Source organism: Paracraurococcus ruber (assembly GCF_004353985.1).
Lineage (GTDB): Bacteria > Pseudomonadota > Alphaproteobacteria > Acetobacterales > Acetobacteraceae > Paracraurococcus > Paracraurococcus ruber.
On record NZ_SMOA01000041.1, the window covers coordinates 1 to 21,078 of the forward strand.

Sequence of the window (21,078 nt, forward strand, 5' to 3'; positions counted from 1 at the left end):
CCGCCCGGGCGCGCGCCGCCCCGTCGTGGCGCGCCGCCAGCAGCGCGGCCGCGACCAGCCACAGCACCACGGCGACATGGGTGACGGGCAGCGCCGGATAGTCGGGGAAGGGGCGCCAGGATGGCGGGGCGGGCCAGAGCCGCGCCGCCAGCAGGCAGCCCAGCAGCAGCAGGTAGGGCGCCGCCCGCCGCAGCGCCGCGCCGGCCTCGCGCGGCGCGTCCGCCCGCCACAGCGCCGCCAGCAGCACCGGCGCCGAGGCTGCGACGCCCACCAGTTCGAAGGGCAGGGCATGCGCGGCCAGCAGCAGCAGCCCCGCCAGCGCCGCGACCATGGCCGCCTGCGCCACGGCGTCGCCGGCCGGCACCGGCACGCTTGCCCGCGCCGAGAGCCACCAGAACAGCGGCAGCAGCAGGATCAGCCAGGCCGCGGTCAGCCAGGCCGCGGCGATGGAGAGCACCGGGCCCGGCACGCCGGCCAGCGCCGCGCCCAGCGCCGTGCCGGGCGCCAGGCCGCCCCAGGGCACCATCACCAGCGCGAACATCGCCAGCGCCGCGGCCGGCGGCCCCGCCACGCCCATCCGCCGCAGGGACGAGAGGGCGAAGACCGCGCCCACCGCGAAGCCGGTGACGCTTTCGAGGAAGATGCCGAGCGGCAGGGCGACCGCGAAGACCCGCGCCGCGGTCGCCGGCACGGCGCCCGCCGCCGCCTCCCGCACGACCGCGGCATGGAACAGCAGCCCGCCGGCGATCACCGCCACCGGCTGCAGGCCGAGGAAGAGGCCGCGCACCCCTTGCTCCGCCAGGAAGCCCGGCAGCGCCGCCGGGCCGGGCAGGGCCAGCAGCATCGCCGGCAGCGTGGCGAGGAGCGCCGCGAGGCAGGCGCCCACCGGGCCGGCCCGGCCGCTGCCGAGCAGGCCGAGCAGCAGGACCAGCGGCAGGGCCTGCAGCGCCAGCGTCACCGGCTTGCGCCCCGCCGCCCGGCGGGGGAGGGTCGGCGGCGATGAGCGACCTCTACGCCGCCTATGGCAGCAATCTCTGGCATGCGCAGATGGCGCTGCGCTGCCCCGGCGCGACCGTCGCCGGCGCGCTGCCGCTGCCCGGCTGGCGGCTGGCGGTGCGGAGATTCGCCCTGGTCGAGCCCGACCCGGCCGCCGCCTGCCCGGTCGGCCTGTGGCAGGTCACCGCGGCGCATCTCGCGGCGCTGGACCGCTACGAGGGCCCGCACACCTATGCCCGCCGCGTCATCCCGCTGCCGGATGGGCGGGAGGCCTGGATCTACCTGGAACTGGTGCATCGCCCGGGCCCGCCGGCGGCGGAGTATGTCGAGCGCCTGCGGCGCGGCTACGCCGATTTCGGCTTCGACCCCGCGCCGCTGGACGCGGCGCTCGCCCGGGGCGGCTGACCCGCCGCGCGGGGGACCGGGCCGCACAGCGCCCCGACGCATCGCAGGCCTTCGCCGACACGCCCCAGCCCGCACCGCCGCCGTCCCCCGCCTGGTGTCGCGCCAGCCTGCCGCCCGGCCGGGCGCGGCGGCAACCCGGCCCGGCCGCACCTCACCCCGGCGGTTGCCGCATGGCGCGCGGCCACGTCGCGGCGACCTGCTGCAGCGGTGAATGGACTTCCCGCCCGGCCCCGCCACAGTGCGGGCCGGGAGGGTCCATGCCGGAGGCCGAGCCTGACGACAGCATGCCGGGGCCCACCGCGGCGCCGCTGATCCTGACGCTGGCCCTGGACGCGGCGTCGCAGTCCTGGCTGGAGGAGTTGCGCCGCGCGCATTTCCCGCCCGCCCGCAACCTGGTGCCGGCGCATGTCACGCTGTTCCACGCCCTGCCGGGGGAGGAGGTCGTGGCGATCCTCGCCGCCCTGGCGGCGGAATGCACCGCGCTGCCGCCCTCGCGCGTGCGCGTCGGCCCGCCCCGCTCGCTCGGCCGCGGCGTGGCGCTGGAGATCGGCGCGCCGGCCATCGCCCGGCTGCGCGACCGCCTGGCGGCGCGCTGGCGGCCCTGGCTGACGGCGCAGGACCGCCAGCGCTGGCAGCCGCACGCGACGGTGCAGAACAAGGTCTCGCCGGAGGCGGCGCGGGCGCTGCTGGTCGCGCTGTCCGCCATGCTGCCGCCGCGCGAGGCGCGGGCGGAGGCCGTGCTGCTCTGGCGCTATCGCGGCGGCCCCTGGGAGAGGGTGGCGCGCATCCCCTTCACCGCCGGGGCCTATCCGCGGGAGGTGATCCTGTAGCGCCGCGCGCCGCGCGCCGCCGGCCGTCAGGTAGCCAGCGCCGCATCCTCCGCCAGGCGGCGTTCCAGCCGGTGGCGCAGCAGGGTGACGGCGGCGAAGCCGCTGCGCAGCAGCACGGTGAAGAACAGCATGACGAGGAGGAAGAGCTGCACCCGGTCGCCGAGGCTGGGCAGCCGTTCCGCCGCCCGCAGGGTGACGAAGACCGCTTCCGGCGTGCCGACCGCGGCCGCGGTGGCGGAGGCCATGACGAGCACGAAGAAGGCCCGCGCCAGGCCGGGCAGGAACAGCACCGCCGTCGCCGCATCGCCGGCGCGCTGCGCCCGCAGCGCGACCACGCCGTTGTCGGCCACATAGGCCACCGCATAGACGGCCTGGGCCAGCACCACCGCGGTCAACCCGCCGAGCGGGATGCGCAGGCCGCCCAGCGCCACTTCCTTCGGCAGCACGTTCAGCAGGAAGAACATCACGACGAAGCTCGGCGCCGCGCGCAGCGCCGCGACCACGCCGCCGGCCGGCAGCGCCGCCCAGCGCCCTGCGGCCAGCAGCAGGGCCAGCGGCCCGCCGAGCAGCAGGCCCAGCAGCAGCGACAGCGCGGCGATCTGCAGGTTCACCGCCACGCCGGCCAGGAAGCGCGGCAGGAATTCGGGCAGGATCTCGATCATGCCAGCGCCCCTCCCTCGGCCGCCGTGGGCGGCGCGCGGTCCAGCCGCCGCTGCGCCAGCCGGGTGAGCCACACCACCAGCATCACCAGCAGCGCGTAGAAGCCGAGCAGGACGGAGTAGGTCATCACCCGTTCGCTGGTGAAGGATGTCACGTCGGTCAGCGCGTTCAGCAGCTCCGGCACCCCGATCATGCTGGCGATGGCGCTGCCCTTGGTGGCGTTCACCAGGAAGGACATCAGCTGGACGGAGGCGGCGCGCACCGCGCGGCGGAAGGGCACCCGGCCGCCCGGCCGGCGCGCGGCCAGGGCCGCATGCGCCTCGGCGATCGCGTGCGAGGCGTAGCTGGCGTTGTAGATGCCGACCATGAGGATGGCGAGAACCAGGGCGACGCCGGCGGTGTAGGGCAGCAGCGTGCTGGCGACCGCGTAGGCGAAGAACAGCAGCAGCACCAGCGGCGAGCATTGCAGCAGGGTGGTCGCCGCCCGCACCGGCAGCCGCAGGGCGCCGCCGCGGGCGCAGAGCGCGGCGCCGAACAGCAGCGAGAAGCCGAGCGTGGCGGCCAGCGCGCCGCCGACCAGCACCAGGGAATAGCCGATGCCGCGCAGGAACATGCCGTAGGCCGCCTCGCTCTTCAGCATGGGCAGGTTCAGGTCGATGCCGGTGCGCGCCTCGATCCAGTCCTCCACCGCCTCGACCCGCGGGGCGAAGCGCGTCGGGCGGATGGCGGTGTCGACCGGCGCCGCCAGGCAGTCCGGCCGCGCCGCGCCGGCGGGGTCGAGGCAGGCGGGATCGCGCCAGACCAGCCGCGCTTCCTCGAGGAATTCGGTGCCGATGTGGTTGCGCCGCGCCGCGTCCAAGAAGCGGCCTTCGGCATGCCAGGCGATGGAGACCTGGTCGAGCAGCGCCGCCAGCCGGTCGTCCTGCGCGGTGGCCATGCCCCAGGGCAGGTCGGAGATGCCGAGCTTCACCTCGAACCGCGCATTGAAGGCGCGATCGGCGAAGGACGTGGCGAAGAAGGTGTCGTCATGCATCGCCAGGGTGCAGATGTCGAGCCGCAGCGCATCCAGCATCTGCTGCGGGCTGTCGAAGATCAGCAGCCGGGCGCCGTGCTTGGACAGCGTCGGGGTGTCGGCGGCGCCGAGGGTGACGCAGACCGTGCGGCCGCGCACCGCATCCCAGTCCGGCAGCTTGAGCCGGCGGTCGCCGACCACCACGGTCTGCGAGCGGTAGTAGTGCGGCCGGACGAAGCGCACCTCCCCGTCGCGGAGCCGGGTATGGCCCATGGTGGCGATCAGCAGGTCCACCCGGTCCTCGAGCAGCAGGGCGATGCGGTTGCCGGGCGTCACGCCCACCAGGGTGAGGCCGACGCCGAGCTTGCCGGCGATCGCCCGCGCCAGGTCCACCTCGTAGCCCGACCGCGCCTCCCCCAGCGCGGCCGGCTGGGCCAGGCCGAAGCCCGGGTAGTTGCCGCGCACGCCGACGCGGATGCGGCCCTGGCAGAGGATGCGCGCCAGGGCATCGGCCGGCGTCTCGCAGTCGCGCGACCCGGCCTCCGCCTGCGCCTCGGCCAGCATCCGTTCGGCGAGGGCGGCCGCCGCCGGCGCGGCCGCGGCGGGGCGCAGCGGCAGGAGGAGGAGGAGGCCGAGCAGCAGGGCGCGCATCGCTCAGCCCCCCGCCGGCGCGGGCGGGGCGGCGATCTCCAGCACCTCCACCGCCAGGAACAGGTGCTCGCCCAGGCGGCGGAGGGCGTGCTCCGGCGCGTCCGCCAGCACGCGCGGATGCATGGCCGCGCGCTTCTCCGGCGGCAGCGGCACCAGGCTGCCGCCGATGCGGCGCAGCGCCAGCCCGTCGCGCGCCAGCATCGCCGCGGTGGCATCGAGGCCGAGGACGGCGTTGTGCAGCAGGACGGCGCGGCCGCCGGGGGCAAGGTGCGCCGCCAGGCCGCGCAGGATGCGGTCCATCACCCGCCGCCCGTCCGGGCCGCCATGGCTCCAGCTCGGCCGCCGGCCGGGGAAGCGGGGGACCAGGGTGGGGAATTGCGGCGGGTTGGCGACGATCAGGTCGAAGCGCCGGCCCGCCACCGGCGCCCAGAGATCGCCCTGCAGCAGGTCCGCCCGGCAGCCGAGCCCGGCCAGCAGCGCGGCGGCGCGGCCGATCGCCGCCGGCTCGATATCGGTGCCGACCAGCCGCGCCGCGCCGAGCCGGGCGAGGCAGGCCAGCACCACGCCGGAGCCGGTCCCGAGTTCCAGAGCCGAGGCGCCCGGCGGCAGCGGCGGGCCGGCGGTGAGCGCCTGGATGAGCAGCGCGGTGTATTCGCTGGGCCGCCACGGATCGGGCGCCGGCACGGCATCCGGCCGTGCGGGCGGCGGGGCCAGCAGGGTATCCTCGTGCACCGTCAGCATGGGTCACCTGTTCCGGATGCGTCGTCCTGGCGCCGGCCGGCCCGACCTGCCGTCCCGCGCGCCGCAGCGGCTGCGGCTGCAACCGTGATTAGTGGTAAGGCGGCCTCGGCCGCCGTGCGCGGGCACACAGCGGCAACCAATCATGGTCACCTATGGTGGTCCGGCGGGGTGGTCCGGCGCAACCATGGAGCGTGGATTCCGGCCATCGTTCCGCCTAGGCTCCTGCCAGCCCGCCCCGCCGCCCCTTCCCGGAGTGCCTGGCCCATGCCGAGTGACGTCGCCATCGCCCCGCCCGGCCCGCAGGGCGGCCGCCAGTCCGCCGCCCCGGGTGGCGCGGCGGGCGCGCCGCCGCCGCTGCGGCGCACCATCGTCCCGGATGTCCCGCCGGCGCATCTGCGGGTGACGCCGCAGGCCGCCTTCGGCCTGCTGATGGCGGTGGTGATGGCGGTCACGCTCAGCACCGCCATCATCCCTGGCTGGTCGCGCATGGTGGAGCTGTTCGGCAAGGACACCATGCGGGTCATCCTGGCGATGCTGATCGCCCTGATGATGACGGCGGTGCCGGTCTGCCTCTGCCTGGTGCAGGGCATCGCCCGCGGCCGCCACCTGGAAGTGCTGGACAGCCTGCTGGGCACGCCGCTCGGCCGGACCGAGGCCTATCGCTACGCCTACCGCCACATGGTGGCGGTGCAGCCGACCAATATCGGCTTCGACTACGTGCTGCCGATGCTGGCCTTCGCCGTGGTGGTGATGTTCGGGTCGGTGGCGGTGAACTGCGCCTTCCTGGTGGATTTCTACTTCGAGGGCGCGAACCCGATGCTGGGCGCGCTGACCGCGGCGAACGAGCAGGCGGCGGCGCATGCCTACCAGCGCGGCACCTTCGTCGCCGGCGCCTATTCCTTCCTGGGCGCCTATGTCTACGTGATGTACCGGCTGCTGCAGCGGCTGAACACGGACGACATCACGCCCATCATCTTCTACCGCTACGCCGCGCATTTCGTCATCGCCTACATCGTCGCCACCACGCTGCGGCACGGGGCGGAGGCGGTGGGGCTGGACAGCGCGAACTGGCTGGTCCCGCTGTCCTTCGTCGTCGGCCTGTCGCCCGACCTCTTCGTCAGCGTCCTCTCCTCCCGCGTCTTCGCGCAGCTGAAGATCTTCGGCCAGCGGGAGGATCCGGGCAGCGCGCACCTGCCGCGCGCCATGCCGTTGCTGATGATCGACGAGCTGAAGCAGGCGCAGATCGACCGGCTGGCCGAGCTCGGCATCACCTCGGCGCAGGACCTGGCGAAGTGCAACCCCTTCCTGCTGGAGCCGCGGGTGCCCTACGAGCTGATGCAGATCGTCTGCTGGATCGCCCAGGCGCAGCTCTATGTGCTGGTGCGGGAGGGGGCGCTGGCGGCGCTGCGGGCGCAGGCGGTGCCGGACATCCTGGCGCTGCACCAGCGGCTGCTGGACCCCGCGGCGCGCGGCCAGGCCTGCGCCGCGCTGGGCATCGACCCGGCGGCGGGGGAGGCGCTGCTGCGCCAGCTGGAGCAGGACCCGGCCTTCGTCCAGCTGCGGGAGGTGCGCGACGCCATGATGCTGCCGCACCCGCGCACCCCGGCGGGCCCGGCGCTGGCCGCCTAGGGCAGATCCCGATCAGGTGGACTCGCCCGAGCGGGTGAGGATACGCGTCGACTCAAGTGACCAGAGCGGCTGCCGCGAGCCATGGCCAATGCGAACCGCCCTGGCCGGCGCCGGCGCGGCGGCGGGTCAGGACACCTTGCGGAGCTGCTTGACCTTGCCGGTGACGCGGGCGCGCAGCCAGTCCTCCAGCGCCGCCAGCGGCATCGGCCGGGCGAAGAGGAAGCCCTGGGCGTGGTCGCAGCCGAGGTTGTGCAGCATCGCCGCCTGGCGCTCGGTCTCCACCCCCTCGGCCACCACCTCCAGCCCCAGCCCATGCGCGAGGGAGACGGTGGCGCGCACGATCTCCTCCGCCCGGTGATCGGTGCCGAGCCGCTGGACGAAGCGCTTGTCGAGCTTCAGCGAGTCGAGCGGCAGGCGGAGCAGCTGCGACAGGCCGGAATTGCCGGTGCCGAAATCGTCCAGCACCAGCCTGGCGCCGCGGCCGCGCAGCGCCGCCAGCTGGTCCAGCGTGCGGTCGCTGACCCGGTCCAGCAGCACCTCCTCGGTGATCTCGATCTCGACCGCGCGGAGCGAGAGCCCGGCAGCCTCCACCTGGTCGGCGAGGTGGAGCGCGATGTCGCTGAGCGCCACTTCCCCGGCCGAGAGGTTGAGCGAGACGCGGGCATTGGTCAGCCCGGCCTGGCGCAGCGCGGCCACCGCCGCCAGCGCCCGCCGGCGCACCGCGCTGCCGAGCCGCAGCGCACGGTCGGTGCCGAGGATGGGGAAGAGCTCGGCCGGCGGCACCGCCCCGACATCCGGGTGGGACCAGCGCGCCAGCGCCTCCAGCGCCACCACCGCGCCGGCTTCGGCATGCGCGGCGAAGGACAGGATGGGCTGCAGATGCACGGTCGCGCCCGGCAGCGCCTCATCCGCCGCCGCGTCGCTGTCGAAGGCGCGGGCGATGGCGGCGGCGCGCAGCAGCTGGTCGGCATCGGCGCGGGTGGCGGTGGCGACGCCGCCGCGGCATTCGCGCTTGGCGCGCCGCATCGCCTCGTCGGCGGTGCGCAGCAGCAGCTCCGGCTCCTCCGCATCCTGCGGGGCGAGGGCGAGGCCGAGGCTGGCGCCGAGCCGCAGCGGCCGGCCGGCATGCGGGACGAAGCCCTGCAGCGCCGCGCCGATCCGCTGGGCGATGGCCAGCGCCGCCTCCCGCTCCGCCACGCCGGGCAGCAGCACCAGGAATTCGTCGCCGCTGAGGCGGCCGACCACGTCGCCGGGCCTCAGGGCGGCGCGGATCCGGTCGGCCGCGGCGCAGAGCAGGGCATCGCCGGCGGCATGCCCCTCGGCGTCGTTCACTTCCTTGAAGTTGTCGAGGTCGATGGCGACGAGGGCGAGCGGGCGCGACTGCGCCATCGCCTCGGCCAGCGCCGCCTGCACCGCGCAGCGGTTGGTCAGGCCGGTCAGCGGGTCGGTCATCGCCAGGCCGCTGGCGCGGCGCAGGCCGCGGCGCAGTTCGAGATTGGCGGCGACGGCGCGGGCGAGCACCTGCAGCGTCTCCACCGTCGTCGCGTCATGCCGCCGCGGCACCCGGTCCAGCACGCAGAGCGTGCCGAGGGCATGGCCTTCCGGCGTCAGCAGCGGCACGCCGAGATAGCTGCGGATCGCCGCCGGGCCGGTGACCAGCGGGTTGTCGGCAAAGCGGGCATCGCGGGTGGCGTCCGGCACTTCCAGCGCTTGGGTGGGGTCGAGGATGGCATGGGCGCAGAAGGCCCGGTCGCGCGGCGTCTCCCGCAGGTCGAGGCCGAGGCAGGCCTTGAACCATTGCCGGTCGGCATCCACCAGGCTGATCAGCGCCATCGGGCAGCCGGTCAGGCGCGCGGCCAGCGCCACCAGCTCGTCGAAAGCCACCTCCCCCTCCGTGTCCAGCACCGCATAGGAACGGAGGACGGCGAGGCGCTCGGCTTCGGTCGGGGGCAGTGGCGCGGGCGGCATCGGGTCTCCGGACACCCGCGTCCGGCCCGGGGCCGCGGGGTGCGCGGGCCGGACGCAGCGGGACGGCCGCAGTCTGGCCCGGCGAAGCTGAACGGGTGGTTACAACGGCCGCGCTTCGGGTGGACGCGCAGCCGCGGGCGGGCGGCATCGGCCCGGCATGCCGCGCGGCCGACAGGCGCCGTTGGAAACCTGGATCGACACGGCTTTGTGGGCAGGCCCGCGCAGACTCGACGATGCGGCATGCGGCGCCGGCTGCCCCGCCGCCGGGCGTGGCCGGACCGCGGCGTCAAGCGCCCGATGCAGCGCGCAATTCCGCCAGCCGTCGGGCATCCGGCCCCGGGCGGTGGGCGGCCCTGTCCGGGACGGCGGGCCGGCGCGCTCAGCCGCGGTGGTGGCAGGCCACCGAATGGCCCGGCCGCGTCTCCCGCAGCGCCGGCGCTTCCGTCCGGCAGCGATCGGCATCGGCGATCGGGCAGCGGGTGTGGAAGTGGCAGCCGCTCGGCGGGTTCAGCGGGCTGGGCACGTCGCCCTGCAGCCGGATGCGCTGGCGCTTCATGGTCGGGTCGGGGATAGGCACGGCCGAGAGCAGCGCTTCGGTGTAGGGATGCAGCGGCGTGGTGTAGAGGTCCCGCGCCGAGGCGATCTCGACGATCCGGCCGAGATACATGACCGCCACCCGGTCGCTGATATGCTCCACCACGCTCAGGTCATGCGCGATGAAGAGGAAGGTGAGGCCGAATTTCGCCTGCAGGTCCTCCAGCAGGTTCACCACCTGCGCCTGGATCGAGACATCGAGCGCGCTGACCGGCTCGTCGCAGATGACGAGCTTCGGGTTCACCGCCAGCGCCCGCGCGATGCCGATGCGCTGGCGCTGGCCGCCCGAGAATTCATGCGGGAAGCGCCGCATGTGGTCGGCGTTCAGCCCGACCGTCTCCAGCAGCTCCACCACCCGCGCCTCGCGCTCCTTCGCCGTCTTCGCCAGGCCATGGATGACCAGCGCCTCGGCGATGATGGCGCCGACCGACATGCGCGGGTTGAGGGAGGCGAAGGGGTCCTGGAAGATGATCTGCATGTCGCGCCGCAGCGCGTTCATCTCGGTGGACGTCAGCGCGGTGATGTCGCGGCCCTGGAACCAGACCTGGCCGGCGGTCGGCTCGATCAGCCGCAGGATCAGGCGGCCGGTGGTGGACTTGCCGCAGCCGCTCTCCCCCACCAGGCCCAGCGTCTCGCCCGGCGCCATGTCGAAGGACACGCCGGAGACGGCATGCACCTGCCCGACCGTCCGCCGCAGCACGCCGCCCTTCACCTCGAAGCGCTTGACGAGGCCATCCACGCGCAGCAGGGGCTGGGTCACGAAATCTCCTCCGCCCGGATGCAGGCGGCCAGGTGGCCCGGCGTCACCTCCCGCAGCGGCGGCGGCGCCGCGCTGCAGGCCGGGATGGCGTGGCGGCAGCGGGCGGCGAAGCGGCAGCCCGCGGGCGGGTTCAGCAGGCTGGGCACCGTGCCCGGGATCGCTTCCAGCCGCCGGTGCTCGGTCGCCGCGAGGTCGAGCCGCGGGATGGAGCGGATGAGCCCCTGGGTGTAGGGGTGCATGGGCCGGCCGAACAGCGCCTCGACCGGCGCCTCCTCCACCACCTGGCCGGCATACATGACGACGACGCGCTGCGCCGTCTCCGCCACCACGCCCATGGCATGGGTGATGAGGAGGACGGCCATGCCCAGCCGCTCCTTCATCTCCTGCATCAGGTCGAGGATCTGCGCCTGGATGGTGACGTCGAGCGCGGTGGTCGGCTCGTCCGCGATCAGCAGCTTCGGGTTGCAGGACAGCGCCATGGCGATCATCACGCGCTGCCGCATGCCGCCCGAGAATTGATGCGGATAGTCGTCCACCCGCCGCTGCGGGTTCGGGATGTTGACCAGCCGCAGCATCTCGGCGGCGCGGTCGCGGGCGGCGCGGCGCGACAGGCCTTCATGCTGCCGCACCGCCTCGGCGATCTGCTCGCCCACCGTGTAGACCGGGTTGAGCGAGGTCATCGGTTCCTGGAAGACGAAGCCGATCTCCTTGGCGCGGATGGCGCGCATCTGGTCCGGCCCGAGCGGGACGAGGTCCCGCCCCTGCCAGAGGATGCTGCCGGCCACGATCTTCCCGGGCGGCATGGCGATCAGCTTCAGGATCGTCATCGCCGTCACGGTCTTGCCGCAGCCGCTCTCGCCGACGACGCAGAGCGTCTCGCCGCGGTCGACGCCGATATCGACGCCGTCCACCGCGCGCACCCAGCCATCGTCGGTGCGGAAATGCACCTTCAGGCCCGCGATCTCCAGCAGGCGCGGGCCGGCGGCGGCGGCCGGCGGCGGCGCGGCCGCGGCCATGGTGGCGGCGCTCATATCACCCGCCTCGGGTCCAGCGCGTCGCGCAGCCCGTCGCCGAGGAAATTGATGCTGACCACCGTCAGGAAGATCGCAAGGCCGGGGAAGATCGCCCAGTGCGGCGCGAAATCCAGGTTGTCCTTCGCGTCGAAGAGCAGCCGCCCCCAGGTCGGGATGTCCGGCGGGAAGCCGAGGCCGAGGAAGGACAGCGTGCTCTCGGCGATGATGGCGGCGGCGATGTCGATGGTCGCGGCCACGATCACCGGCCCAAGCGCATTCGGCAGGATGTGGCGGGTGACGAGGCGCCAGCGGGACGCGCCGAGGGCGCGGGCCGCCTCCACGAACTCCTTCTCCCGCAGCGAGAAGAACTGGGCGCGGACCAGGCGGGCCACCTGCATCCAGTTGAACAGGCCGATGATGGTGACGATCAGGATGAAGACCCCGACCTCCGGCCCCACCACCTCCTTCAGGCTGTCCCGGAACAGGTAGATGATCAGCAGCAGCAGCGGCAGCTGGGGAAGGGAAAGGAACAGGTCCGTCACCCACATCAGCACGGCGTCCAGCTTGCCGCCGGCCATGCCCGCGATGGCGCCGACCGCGACCCCGACCGTGACCGCCACCGCCATGGCGGCGAAGCCGACCGCGAGCGAGATGCGGCCGCCATACATGATGCGCGCCAGAAGGTCCTGCCCCAGATCGTCATTGCCCAGGGGATGCGCCCAGGAAGGGCCGGCGAGGCGGGCGGAGAAGTCGATCTCGTCGATCGGCAGGGTCCAGAACAGGGGCCCGACCAGCACGCCGAGGATCAGCACCGCCAGCACCACCGCGCTGACCACCGCCAGCCGGTGCTTGCGGAAGCGCCGCCAGGCCTCGCCCCAGGGGCCGACGCGCTTGCGGGCGGCCGGCGCGGCCATGGCCGGGCTAGCGGTAGCTGATGCGGGGATCGAGCCAGCCATAGAGGATATCCGCGACCAGGTTGAAGAAGATGACGAGGGCGGCGAAGACGAAGGTCACCGCCATGATCACCGGCGTGTCGTTCGACAGGATGGAGGTGATCAGCAGGGACCCGATGCCCGGGACGCGGAAGATCTGCTCGGTGACGATGGCGCCGCCGAACACCGCGGGCATCTGCAGCGCCACCAGGGTCACCACCGGGATCATGGCGTTCCGCACGACATGCCGCAGGGTGACGCGGCTCTCGGGCAGGCCCTTGGCGCGCGCCGTCGTCACATGGTCCAGCCGCACCACGTCCAGCACGGCGGACCGGACGAAGCGGGTCCAGGCGGCGCCCTGGAACAGGCCCAGCACGGCGATGGGCATGATGGACTGCTTGAGCTGCGCCCACCACCAGGCCAGCCCGGTGGCATCGATCTTCGTCGAGTAGACGAAGGGCAGCCAGTCCAGGTGGATGGAGAACAGCAGGATCAGCAGCAGGCCGGTGAAGAAGGTCGGCAGGGAAAAGCCGACGAAGGCCAGCGTGTTCGCCACCTGGTCGAACAGCGAATAGGGCCGGGTCGCCGCCATGACGCCGACCGGCAGCGCGATGCACAGTGCCAGCACCTGCGACGCGCCGATCACCGCGACGGTGGTCGGCAGCCGCTGCAGGATCAGGTCGTCCACCGGGATGCGGCTGATGAAGGAATAGCCCCAGTCACCCTGCAGCATCGACCCCAGCCAGGCAAAGTAGCGCAGGTAGATCGGGTCATCGAGCCCGAGGCTGGCGCGCAGGTTCTGCCGCACCTCGGGCGGGATCGCCGGGTTGGTCGCCAACTCCTCGAACGGATCGCCCGGCGCCAGCGCCAGCACGGTGAACAGGATGACGCTGATCCCGAGCAGGCTCGGGATCGCGATCAGCACGCGGCGGAGCAGGTACTGGGTCACGCGCCCGTCACGCCTCCCGGTACCAGTCCTGCAGCGCCCACATGGTGCTGTCCCAGGCGGACAGGACGGGGCGCAGCGTGTTCAGGCTGGCGCTGACCAGCGGCCGCCGCACCACCGGGATGACATGGTTGCTGCCCACCACGATGTCGTTCATGCGGATGAACAGCGCGGCGCGCTTCACCGGGTCCAGCTCCGCCTCCGCCGCGCGGACCGCGGCGTCGTACTCCTCGCTGCGGAAGCGCGGGGCGTTGCGCCCCTGCCAGTTGTTGGCCTTGGCGGCGCATTCCCAGGACGCGAACTGCGACATGAAGCGCTGCGGATCCGCCTGCGTCATGGTCGTCGTGTACATCTGCATGTCGGCGTAGAATTTCGGGAAGGTGTCCGGGTTCGCCACGTCCGAGGAGAAGAAGACCGAGGCGACGATCGACTTGAGCTCGAGGTCGATGCCGCAGCGGCCGGCCGCCTGCTTGACGATCTGCTGGGTGCGCTGGCGCGGCGCGTTGACCGAGGTCTGAAACAGGAATTTCAGCCGGACATTGCCCTTGGCGCGGATGCCGTCGCGGCCGCGCGCCCAGCCGGCGGCGTCCAGGATCTCGTTCGCGCGGGCGATGTTGAACTCCCACCGCATGTTGGACGACCGGAAGCGGTCCGGCGCATGCAGGAAGTTGGACGCGGCCGGGCCGCCGCGGCCATAGATGAACTGGCTGACCGAGTTGCGGTCGACCAGCAGCGCCATGGCCTGCCGCACCGCGGGGTCGGAGAAGGCGGGGTGCGTCGTCTTGATCGAGGATCGCTCGCCGTCCACCTCCTGGCTCGGGTCGGTGGTGTTGAGCTGGATATGCTCGATGTTGCTGCCTTCGATGATGTTGACCTTGCCGCGGTTGGCGGCTTCCAGCCGCAGCAGCAGCTCGTCCTCCACCTGCAGGTTCCAGGCATAGTCGAAATCGCCGGTCTGCAGCACGGCGCGGGCGGCCGAGACGGCGTCGCCGCCGCCCTTGACCTCGATCGTGTCGAAGAAGGGCCGGTTCTCGCCGTGATAGTTCTGGAACAGCTCGCCGCGCAGCACGTCGCCGGGCGCGAAGCTGGCGAAGCGGTAGGGTCCGGTGCCGACCGGGCGGATGTTGTTGGGGGCGTCCCGCGCATTCGGGCCGTTGAAGCTGCCGAACAGGTGCTTCGGGATCAGCGCGCCGCTGGCCGAGCAGAAGGCATCCGCCCAGAAGGGCGTCGGCTTGTCGAATTCCACCCGCACGGTGAAGTCGTCCACCTTCACCACATTGACCCCGGTATAGGAGCCGGAGGTGGTGGCGGCGGTCTGCGGGTTGCGGGCGAATTCCCAGTTGAAGACGACGTCGTCGGCCGAGAAGTCCTGGCCGTCATGCCATTTCACGCCGCGCTTCAGCTTCCAGGTGACGCTGCGGCCGTTCTCCGCCAGGCCGCCATTCTCGACCGAGGGGATCTCGGCGGCCAGCACCGGCACCAGCGTGCCATCGGTGGCCCAGCCGGCCAGCGGCTCGTAGAAGACCCGCGCCGCGTCCTGGTTGGTGGTGCCCACCGCGAAATGGATGTTCGGCAGGGTGGAGGCCTGCCAGTATAGGATCTTCAGCGCGCCGCCGCCGCCGCGCCGGGTGGCCCGGTAGGCCGGCTGGTTCTGCGCCGCGGCCGGCGCCGCGCCGGCGATGGCCAGCAGCTGCGTCGCCATCGGCGCGGTCAGGCCCACCGTCGCCAGGCGGCGCACGAAGCCGCGGCGGGACAGCGCCCCGCGCTGCACGCGCCCGATCAGCTGCCGCAGATCGTCTTCCGTCATCCCTCGCTCTCCCGGTTCCTGGGGCACCGCCGCCGCGGCCGGGCGGTGCCGAACATCCCTGCTGCGCCGGCCTCGGCCGGCGGCCATGATGCCTCAAGGTCTGCAAACCCCATGCCGGGCAAGGGCCCGGCGCCGGCGGCGCTTCCTTACAGAATCTTTACCATGTGCAACAGCCCCGCCGGCCCCGTGCAGCTTGTTCCGGCCGGCCGCGGCTTCAATCCCGGATCATGCCGAGTTCCTGGTCCACGACGCCCGCCCAATAGGCAATGCCGAGCGGGATGATGGCGTCGTTGAAGTCGAAATGCGGAGTGTGCAGGCCGGCGGCCACGCCGCCGCCGGGGGTGGCGCCGCCGATGAACATGAAGGCCCCGGGCCGGGCCTGCAGCATCAGGGCGAAGTCCTCCGCGCCCATCACCGGCGGGTGGCTGGGATCCACCGCCCCCTGGCCGACCACGCCGACGGCGGCGGCGATCGCCAGGTCCGTCTGCGCCGCATGGTTCACCAGGGCGGGCGCGCCGCGGCGATAGGCGACCTCGGCCGTCGCGCCATGCAGCGCGGCCAGGCCCTGCGCCAGCTCGGCGATCCGCCGCTCCAGCAGGTCCCGCACATCGGGGTCGTAGCTGCGGGCCGTTCCGGTCAGCGTCAGCGCCGCCGGCATCACATTGGCCGAGCCGGGGGAGCCGCCCTGGATCGACCCGACGCTGAGCACCGCCGCATCCTTCGCCGGGACGTTGCGGCCGATGATGGTCTGCAGGCCCAGCACGAAATGCGCCTGCACCACCGTCAGGTCGGTCGACAGATGCGGCGCCGCGCCGCCATGGCCGCCGGTGCCGCGGAAGGTCACCTCGAACCGGTCGGCGGCCGCCAGCGCCGCGCCGGGCCGTATGCAGAATTGCCCGGCCGGCAGGTCCGGCGTGTTGTGCAGCCCATAGACGGCGTCGCAGGGGAAGCGGTCGAACAGCCCGTCCTCGATCATCGCCCGGGCGCCGCCGCGACCTTCCTCGGCCGGCTGGAAGATCAGGTGGACGGTGCCGGCGAAATCCCGGTGCGCCGCCAGCCAGCGCGCCGCGCCCAGCAGCATCGCCGTATGGCCGTCATGCCCGCAGGCATGCATCACGCCCGGGTTGGTCGAGGCATGCGGCAGGCCGGTCGCCTCCTCGATCCGCAGCGCATCCATGTCGGCGCGCAGGCCGATGACGCGCTGGCCCGGCCGGCTGCCCTGGACGGTGCCGACCACGCCCAGGCGCCCGACGCCCTCCGTCACCGCGATCCCCAGCCGCCGCAGCTCTGCCGCGACCAGTGCGGCGGTGCGGTGCTCCTCCATCCCCATTTCGGGATGCGCGTGGATGTCGCGGCGGATCGCCGTCAGCTCCGCCTGCCAGGCCGCCACGCCTTCGATGACCGGATGTGCCATGACCCTGCCCCGCCCGTCCGGCGGCAGGATGGCCCGCGCCGCCGCCCCGGGGGAAGGGGGACGGCTGGCGGGCCGGCCGGCTCTGCCGCATGATGCGGCCGGCTTTGGGGAGTGGGCGGCGATGCAGCTCGGGCGCCTCGGCGTATGGATCCCGACCGACCGGCTGGACGCGGCGGCGCTGCGGGCGCTGCTGCGGGTGGTGGAGGGGCGGGGCTACGGCACGCTCTGGTACCCGGAATCCCGCGGCTACGAGAGCGTGGCGCTGGCCGGCTTCCTGCTGGCCAACAGCGAAAGGCTCGTCATCGGCAGCAGCATCGCCAACATCTATGCGCGGGACGCCTTCACCGCCCGCCGCGCGCTGGCGACGCTGAACGGCCTGCATGGCGGCCGCTTCGCGCTCGGCCTCGGCGTCTCCCACATCCCGATGGTGGAGGGGCTGCGCGGCCACCGCTACGACAAGCCGGTGCCGGCCATGCGCGCCTATCTCGACGGGATCCGCAAGGCGGGGGATGCGCCGCTCGAGGGGCCGGTGCTGCTGGCGGCCCTGGGCCCGCTGATGCTGAAGCTGGCGGCGGCCGAGAGCGACGGCGCGGTGCCCTACAACGTGACACCGGAGCACACGGCGGAGGCCGCCGCCGCGCTGGGCCCCGGCAAGGTGCTAGCGGTGGAGCAGAAGGTCTGTGTCGAGACCGACAAGGCGCGTGCCCGCGCGCTGGGGCGCAAGGAGCTGGCGCGCTACATGACGCTGCCGAACTACGTGAACAACTGGCTGCGCCTGGGCTTCACCGAGGCGGAGCTGGCCGATGGCGGCAGCGACCGCTTCATCGACGCCATGGTGCTGTCGGGCGATGCGGCGACGGTGCAGGCCGGGCTGCGCCGGCATTTCGAGGCGGGCGCCACCCATCTCTGCATCCAGCCGGTGACGGAGGAGGGCGACACGCGCCATCGCGACGCCATGCTGGACGCCCTGGCGGAGACCTGAGGCATGGCGGGGGCCGTGAACCTGGCGGCGAAGCTGGCCGGCTTCGCCGATCCCTGGGCGCCCCGCACGGTCGCCGCGTTCAACGGCCATGACGTCATGGTGGTGAAGGTGCAGGGCGAATTCCACTGGCACAGCCATGCGGAGACGGACGACTTCTTCCTGGTGCTGGATGGCGTGCTGGACATCGAGCTGCGCGACCGGACGGTGACGCTGCGGGCCGGGGAGCTGTTCGTGGTGCCGCGCGGGGTGGAGCACCGGCCGGTGGCGCGGGGCGAGGCGCATCTGCTGCTGATCGAGCCGACCGGCACGCCCAACACCGGCGACCCTGCCACCGCCGCGCCGCGGCGGCTGGCCTGACGGGCAGGTTCCGGGCCGGCGCCCGGCGCGGTACAACACGGACGGGATCGGGGAGAGGCGGGTTATGCTCAGGCTCGGCTACAAGGCCTCCGCGGAGCAGTTCGCGCCGGCGCAGTTGCTGGAATTCGGGGTGCTGGCGGAGCAGGCGGGGTTCGAGTCCTGCTTCATCTCCGACCATTTCCAGCCCTGGAAGCACACGGACGGGCATGCGCCGAACAGCCTGGTCTGGCTGGGGGCGCTGGGCGCGCGGACGAAGACGCTGGTGATGGGCACCAGCGTGCTGACGCCGACCTTCCGCTACCACCCCTCCATCGTCGCGCAGGCCTTCGGCACGCTGGGGGCGATGTTCCCCAACCGCGTCATCCTCGGCATCGGCACGGGGGAGGGGCTGAACGAGGTGCCTTCCACCGGCGCGCCCTGGCCGGAGTTCAAGGAACGCTTCGCCCGGATGCGGGAGGCGGTGCAGCTGATGCGCCGGCTCTGGGCCGAGGAACGCGTCAGCTTCGAGGGCGAATACTACAAGACCGAGAAGGCGACGATCTACGACCGGCCGAAGGCGCCGGTGCCGATCTATGTCGCGGCCGCCGGCGCGCTGGTGGCGAAATATGCAGGGCGCGGCGGCGACGGCTTCATCTGCACCAGCGGCAAGAAGGCCGAGCTCTATACCGAGACGCTGCTACCGAACGTGGCGGCGGGGCTGGAGGCGGCGGGCCGGCCGAAGCCCTGCTACGAGCGGATGATCGAGGTGAAGGTGAGCTTCGACACCGACCGGCAGCGGGCGCTGGAGGATACGCGGCACTGGGCGGCGCTGGCGCTCTCGCCCGAGGAGAAGATGTCGGTCGAGGACCCGGCGGAGATGGAGCGGCTGGCCGATGCCCTGCCGCTGGAGCGCGCCGCCAGCCGCTGGATCGTCTCCGACGATGCGGAGGAGATGGCGGAGCGGATCGGCTGGTACGTGTCGCTGGGCTTCAACCACCTGGTCTTCCATGCGCCTGGGCCGGACCAGGCGCGCTTCCTGACCCTGTTCGGGGAGCGGGTGCTGCCCCTGCTGCGCCGCCGCTTCGGGTGAGCGCGGCGCTGACGCTGGCCGCGCTGCCGGGCATCCCGGCGGTGCGGGCGGGCGACGACCTGGGCGGGCTGCTGGCGGCGGGCCTGGCGCGGCTGGGCGCAACGCCCGCCTCGGGCGATGTCCTGGCGGTGGCGCAGAAGATCGTCAGCAAGGCGGAGGGGCGGAGCGTGCCGCTGGCCTCCGTGACGCCGGGCGCCGAGGCGCAACGGCTGGCGGACGCGACCGGCAAGGATCCGCGGCTGGTGGAGCTGATCCTGTCGGAAAGCGTCCGGGTGGTACGGGCGCGGCCGAACCTGATCATCGTCGAGCATCGCCTGGGCTTCGTCATGGCCAATGCCGGCATCGACCAGTCCAATGTGGGGGAGGAGGGGCATGCGCTGCTGCTGCCCCTGGACCCCGATGGCAGCGCGGCGGGGCTGGCGGCGCGGCTGGGCATGGCGGTGGTGATCACCGACAGTTTCGGGCGCGCCTGGCGGCGGGGCACGGTGGGCGTGGCGATCGGCGCCGCCGGCCTGCCGGCGCTGCTGGACCTGCGCGGGCAGCCGGACCTGTTCGGCCGCACCCTGCAGGTCAGCGTGACCGGCTTCGCCGACGAGGTCGCCGCGGCGGCCGGCCTCGTCATGGGCCAGGGGGCGGAAGGGCGGCCGGCGGTGCTGGTGCGCGGCCTCGCCTGGGATGCGCCGGCGGCGCCGGCCTCCGCGCTGGTGCGGGTGGGGCCGGAGGATCTGTTCCGGTGATCGTCGCGCTGTCGGGCGGCATCGGCGGGGCGAAGCTGGCGCTCGGACTCGCGCGCGTGCTGCCGCCCGAGGAGTTGCTGGTGGTCGCCAACACGGGCGATGATTTCGAGCATTACGGCCTGACCATCTGCCCCGACATCGACACGCTGACCTACACCCTGGCGGGGCTGGACAACCCGGTGCTGGGTTGGGGCCGGGCGGATGAGTCCTGGGCCTTCATGGACACGCTGGCCGGGCTGGGCGGCGCCGACTGGTTCCGCCTGGGCGACCGCGACCTGGCGCTGCATGTCCTGCGCACGCACCGGCTGCGGATGGGGGAAAGCCTGTCCGCCATCACCGACGACGTCCGGCGGCGCCTGGGTATCGGCCCGCGCATCCTGCCGATGAGCGACGACCCGGTGCGGACGCGCATCCGCAGCGATGCGGGCTGGATCGACTTCCAGGACTGGTTCGTGCGGCAGCGCGCGGCGCCGGTGGTGCGGGCGGTGGAGTTCGCCGGCGCGGCCGCAGCGCGGCCGCAGCCGGAGGCGCTGGCGGCGCTGGGCGCCGGGCCGCGCGCCGTGGTGATCTGCCCGAGCAACCCGTTCATCAGCATCGAGCCGATCCTGGCGGTGCCGGGGATGCGCGATGCCATCCTGGCGTCGGGTGCGCCGGTGGTGGCGGTCTCGCCCATCATCGCCGGGCAGGCGGTGAAGGGGCCGACGGCGAAGATGTTTGCCGAGCTTGGCGTGGCGCCTTCGGCGGCGGCGGTTGCGGCGCGCTATGCCGGGCTGCTGGCGGGCTATGTGATGGAGGAGGGCGACGACGCCGAGGGCATCGCGCCGCGCGTGGTCCGGGCCCGCACCCTGATGACGACGCTTGAGGACAAGGTGGCCCTGGCCCGCATGGTGCTGGCGACGGCGGATGCGCTGCGGTGACGATCTGGGCGGTGCTGCCGGTGAAGGAGATGGCGGGGTCCAAGCAGCGCCTCTCGCCGCTGCTGTCGCCGGAGGAGCGCGTGGCGTTGATGCGCGTCATGGTGGGTGAGGTGCTGGACGCGCTTTGCGCCGCGCATGGGCTGGCGGGCGTGGCGGTCGCGACGCTGGATGGCTGGACGACGGAGCAGGCGTTGCGTCGCGGCGCGCGGGTGATCTCCGAGGGCGCGCGGGACGGGCATACGGGCAGCGTGACGGCGGCGGCGCGCGTGCTGGCGGCGGAGGGCGCTTCGGGCGTGCTGACCATGCCCGGCGACATCCCTGCCGTGACGGCGGCGGAGGTGGAGGCGCTGGTGGCGGCGCTTGGCGCGGCGCCGGCCTTCACCATCGCGCCGGCGCATGACGAGAAGGGATCGAATGGCGTGGTGCTGAGCCCACCGGATGCGGTGCCGCTGCGCTTCGGCGAGGACAGCTATGTCCCGCATCTGGCGGCGGCGCGGGCGCGCGGCATCGAGCCACGCGTGGTGCCGCTGCCGGGCGTGGCGATGGATATCGACCATCCCGCAGACCTGGCGATGTTCGCTGGCCTGCCGGTCGCCCAGGGCACGCGCACCCTTGGGTGGTTGCGCGACAGGGGCGTGCTGGCGCGCCTATGACTCGA

At 73.3% G+C, this 21,078-nt stretch carries 20 protein-coding genes; 9 read left to right on the top strand and 11 right to left on the bottom strand.

Going from position 1 to position 21,078, the window contains the following annotated elements; translation table 11 throughout:
* On the bottom strand, positions 1-958 hold a 958-nt coding region (locus E2C05_RS10425; RefSeq protein ID WP_456306489.1), incomplete at its 3' end, for a hypothetical protein.
* A gap of 41 nt (positions 959-999) precedes the next feature.
* Here E2C05_RS10425 and E2C05_RS10430 point away from each other — a divergent pair.
* Complete coding sequence (locus E2C05_RS10430) at positions 1,000-1,401, top strand: gamma-glutamylcyclotransferase family protein (RefSeq protein ID WP_133219562.1); 402 nt, start codon at positions 1,000-1,002, stop codon at positions 1,399-1,401.
* Between the two features lie 257 nt (positions 1,402-1,658).
* On the top strand, positions 1,659-2,231 hold the full coding sequence (locus E2C05_RS10435) for a 2'-5' RNA ligase family protein (RefSeq protein WP_240046697.1): 573 nt from the start codon (positions 1,659-1,661) through the stop codon (positions 2,229-2,231).
* Between the two features lie 26 nt (positions 2,232-2,257).
* Here E2C05_RS10435 and E2C05_RS10440 read toward each other — a convergent pair whose 3' ends face one another.
* The 3 genes from E2C05_RS10440 to E2C05_RS10450 are packed head-to-tail and all read right to left on the bottom strand — an operon-like array spanning position 2,258 to position 5,295.
* Positions 2,258-2,893 carry a hypothetical protein gene (locus tag E2C05_RS10440; RefSeq protein WP_133219563.1) on the bottom strand — a complete coding sequence of 212 codons (636 nt, stop codon included), beginning with the start codon at positions 2,891-2,893 and terminating at the stop codon, positions 2,258-2,260.
* On the bottom strand, positions 2,890-4,554 hold the full coding sequence (locus tag E2C05_RS10445) for a transporter substrate-binding domain-containing protein (RefSeq protein ID WP_133219564.1): 1,665 nt from the start codon (positions 4,552-4,554) through the stop codon (positions 2,890-2,892). Before E2C05_RS10445 ends, E2C05_RS10440 begins: the two co-directional genes overlap by 4 nt.
* A gap of 3 nt (positions 4,555-4,557) precedes the next feature.
* Entirely contained in the window at positions 4,558-5,295 is a 738-nt protein-coding gene (locus tag E2C05_RS10450; protein WP_133219565.1) for a methyltransferase domain-containing protein, read from the bottom strand.
* 264 nt (positions 5,296-5,559) lie between these two features.
* Between E2C05_RS10450 and E2C05_RS10455 the strand changes: the two genes are divergently transcribed.
* The gene (locus E2C05_RS10455; RefSeq protein WP_133219566.1) at positions 5,560-6,924 is read left to right on the top strand and encodes a hypothetical protein; all 1,365 of its coding nucleotides are present in this window, start codon (positions 5,560-5,562) and stop codon (positions 6,922-6,924) included.
* A 126-nt stretch (positions 6,925-7,050) separates the two neighbouring features.
* Here E2C05_RS10455 and E2C05_RS10460 read toward each other — a convergent pair whose 3' ends face one another.
* From E2C05_RS10460 to E2C05_RS10490, 7 genes are all read right to left on the bottom strand, one after another.
* Positions 7,051-8,892, bottom strand: coding sequence for a putative bifunctional diguanylate cyclase/phosphodiesterase (locus tag E2C05_RS10460; RefSeq protein ID WP_133219567.1), 1,842 nt, complete (start codon positions 8,890-8,892; stop codon positions 7,051-7,053).
* Between the two features lie 379 nt (positions 8,893-9,271).
* Entirely contained in the window at positions 9,272-10,246 is a 975-nt protein-coding gene (locus E2C05_RS10465; RefSeq protein ID WP_133219568.1) for an ABC transporter ATP-binding protein, read from the bottom strand.
* Positions 10,243-11,277, bottom strand: coding sequence for an ABC transporter ATP-binding protein (locus E2C05_RS10470; RefSeq protein WP_240046698.1), 1,035 nt, complete (start codon positions 11,275-11,277; stop codon positions 10,243-10,245). The genes E2C05_RS10465 and E2C05_RS10470 overlap by 4 nt, the downstream gene beginning before the upstream one ends.
* Complete coding sequence (locus E2C05_RS10475; protein ID WP_200305354.1) at positions 11,274-12,173, bottom strand: ABC transporter permease; 900 nt, start codon at positions 12,171-12,173, stop codon at positions 11,274-11,276. Before E2C05_RS10475 ends, E2C05_RS10470 begins: the two co-directional genes overlap by 4 nt.
* 7 nt (positions 12,174-12,180) lie before the next feature.
* Positions 12,181-13,140 (bottom strand): ABC transporter permease, encoded by a 960-nt coding sequence (locus E2C05_RS10480; RefSeq protein ID WP_133219570.1) that lies wholly within the window; start codon positions 13,138-13,140, stop codon positions 12,181-12,183.
* 7 nt (positions 13,141-13,147) lie between these two features.
* Positions 13,148-14,944 (bottom strand): peptide ABC transporter substrate-binding protein, encoded by a 1,797-nt coding sequence (locus E2C05_RS10485; RefSeq protein ID WP_133219571.1) that lies wholly within the window; start codon positions 14,942-14,944, stop codon positions 13,148-13,150.
* Positions 14,945-15,158: 214 nt separating this feature from the next.
* Positions 15,159-16,358, bottom strand: a complete 1,200-nt coding sequence (locus E2C05_RS10490) for a M20 aminoacylase family protein (RefSeq protein ID WP_133219572.1) — start codon at positions 16,356-16,358, stop codon at positions 15,159-15,161.
* 121 nt (positions 16,359-16,479) lie between these two features.
* Here E2C05_RS10490 and E2C05_RS10495 point away from each other — a divergent pair, with 121 nt between their 5' ends.
* From E2C05_RS10495 to cofC, 6 genes are all read left to right on the top strand, one after another.
* Positions 16,480-17,340 (top strand): TIGR03620 family F420-dependent LLM class oxidoreductase, encoded by an 861-nt coding sequence (locus E2C05_RS10495; protein WP_200305352.1) that lies wholly within the window; start codon positions 16,480-16,482, stop codon positions 17,338-17,340.
* A gap of 3 nt (positions 17,341-17,343) precedes the next feature.
* Complete coding sequence (locus tag E2C05_RS10500) at positions 17,344-17,697, top strand: cupin domain-containing protein (RefSeq protein ID WP_133219573.1); 354 nt, start codon at positions 17,344-17,346, stop codon at positions 17,695-17,697.
* A gap of 64 nt (positions 17,698-17,761) precedes the next feature.
* Complete coding sequence (gene fgd / locus E2C05_RS10505; protein ID WP_133219574.1) at positions 17,762-18,766, top strand: glucose-6-phosphate dehydrogenase (coenzyme-F420); 1,005 nt, start codon at positions 17,762-17,764, stop codon at positions 18,764-18,766.
* Positions 18,763-19,503, top strand: coding sequence for a coenzyme F420-0:L-glutamate ligase (gene cofE, locus E2C05_RS10510; RefSeq protein ID WP_133219575.1), 741 nt, complete (start codon positions 18,763-18,765; stop codon positions 19,501-19,503). Before fgd ends, cofE begins: the two co-directional genes overlap by 4 nt.
* The gene (cofD, locus tag E2C05_RS10515; protein ID WP_133219576.1) at positions 19,500-20,420 is read left to right on the top strand and encodes a 2-phospho-L-lactate transferase; all 921 of its coding nucleotides are present in this window, start codon (positions 19,500-19,502) and stop codon (positions 20,418-20,420) included. The genes cofE and cofD overlap by 4 nt, the downstream gene beginning before the upstream one ends.
* Positions 20,417-21,073: a 2-phospho-L-lactate guanylyltransferase gene (gene cofC, locus E2C05_RS10520; protein ID WP_133219577.1), complete on the top strand. Its 657-nt coding sequence runs from the start codon at positions 20,417-20,419 to the stop codon at positions 21,071-21,073. Before cofD ends, cofC begins: the two co-directional genes overlap by 4 nt.
* Positions 21,074-21,078: the final 5 nt, after the last annotated feature.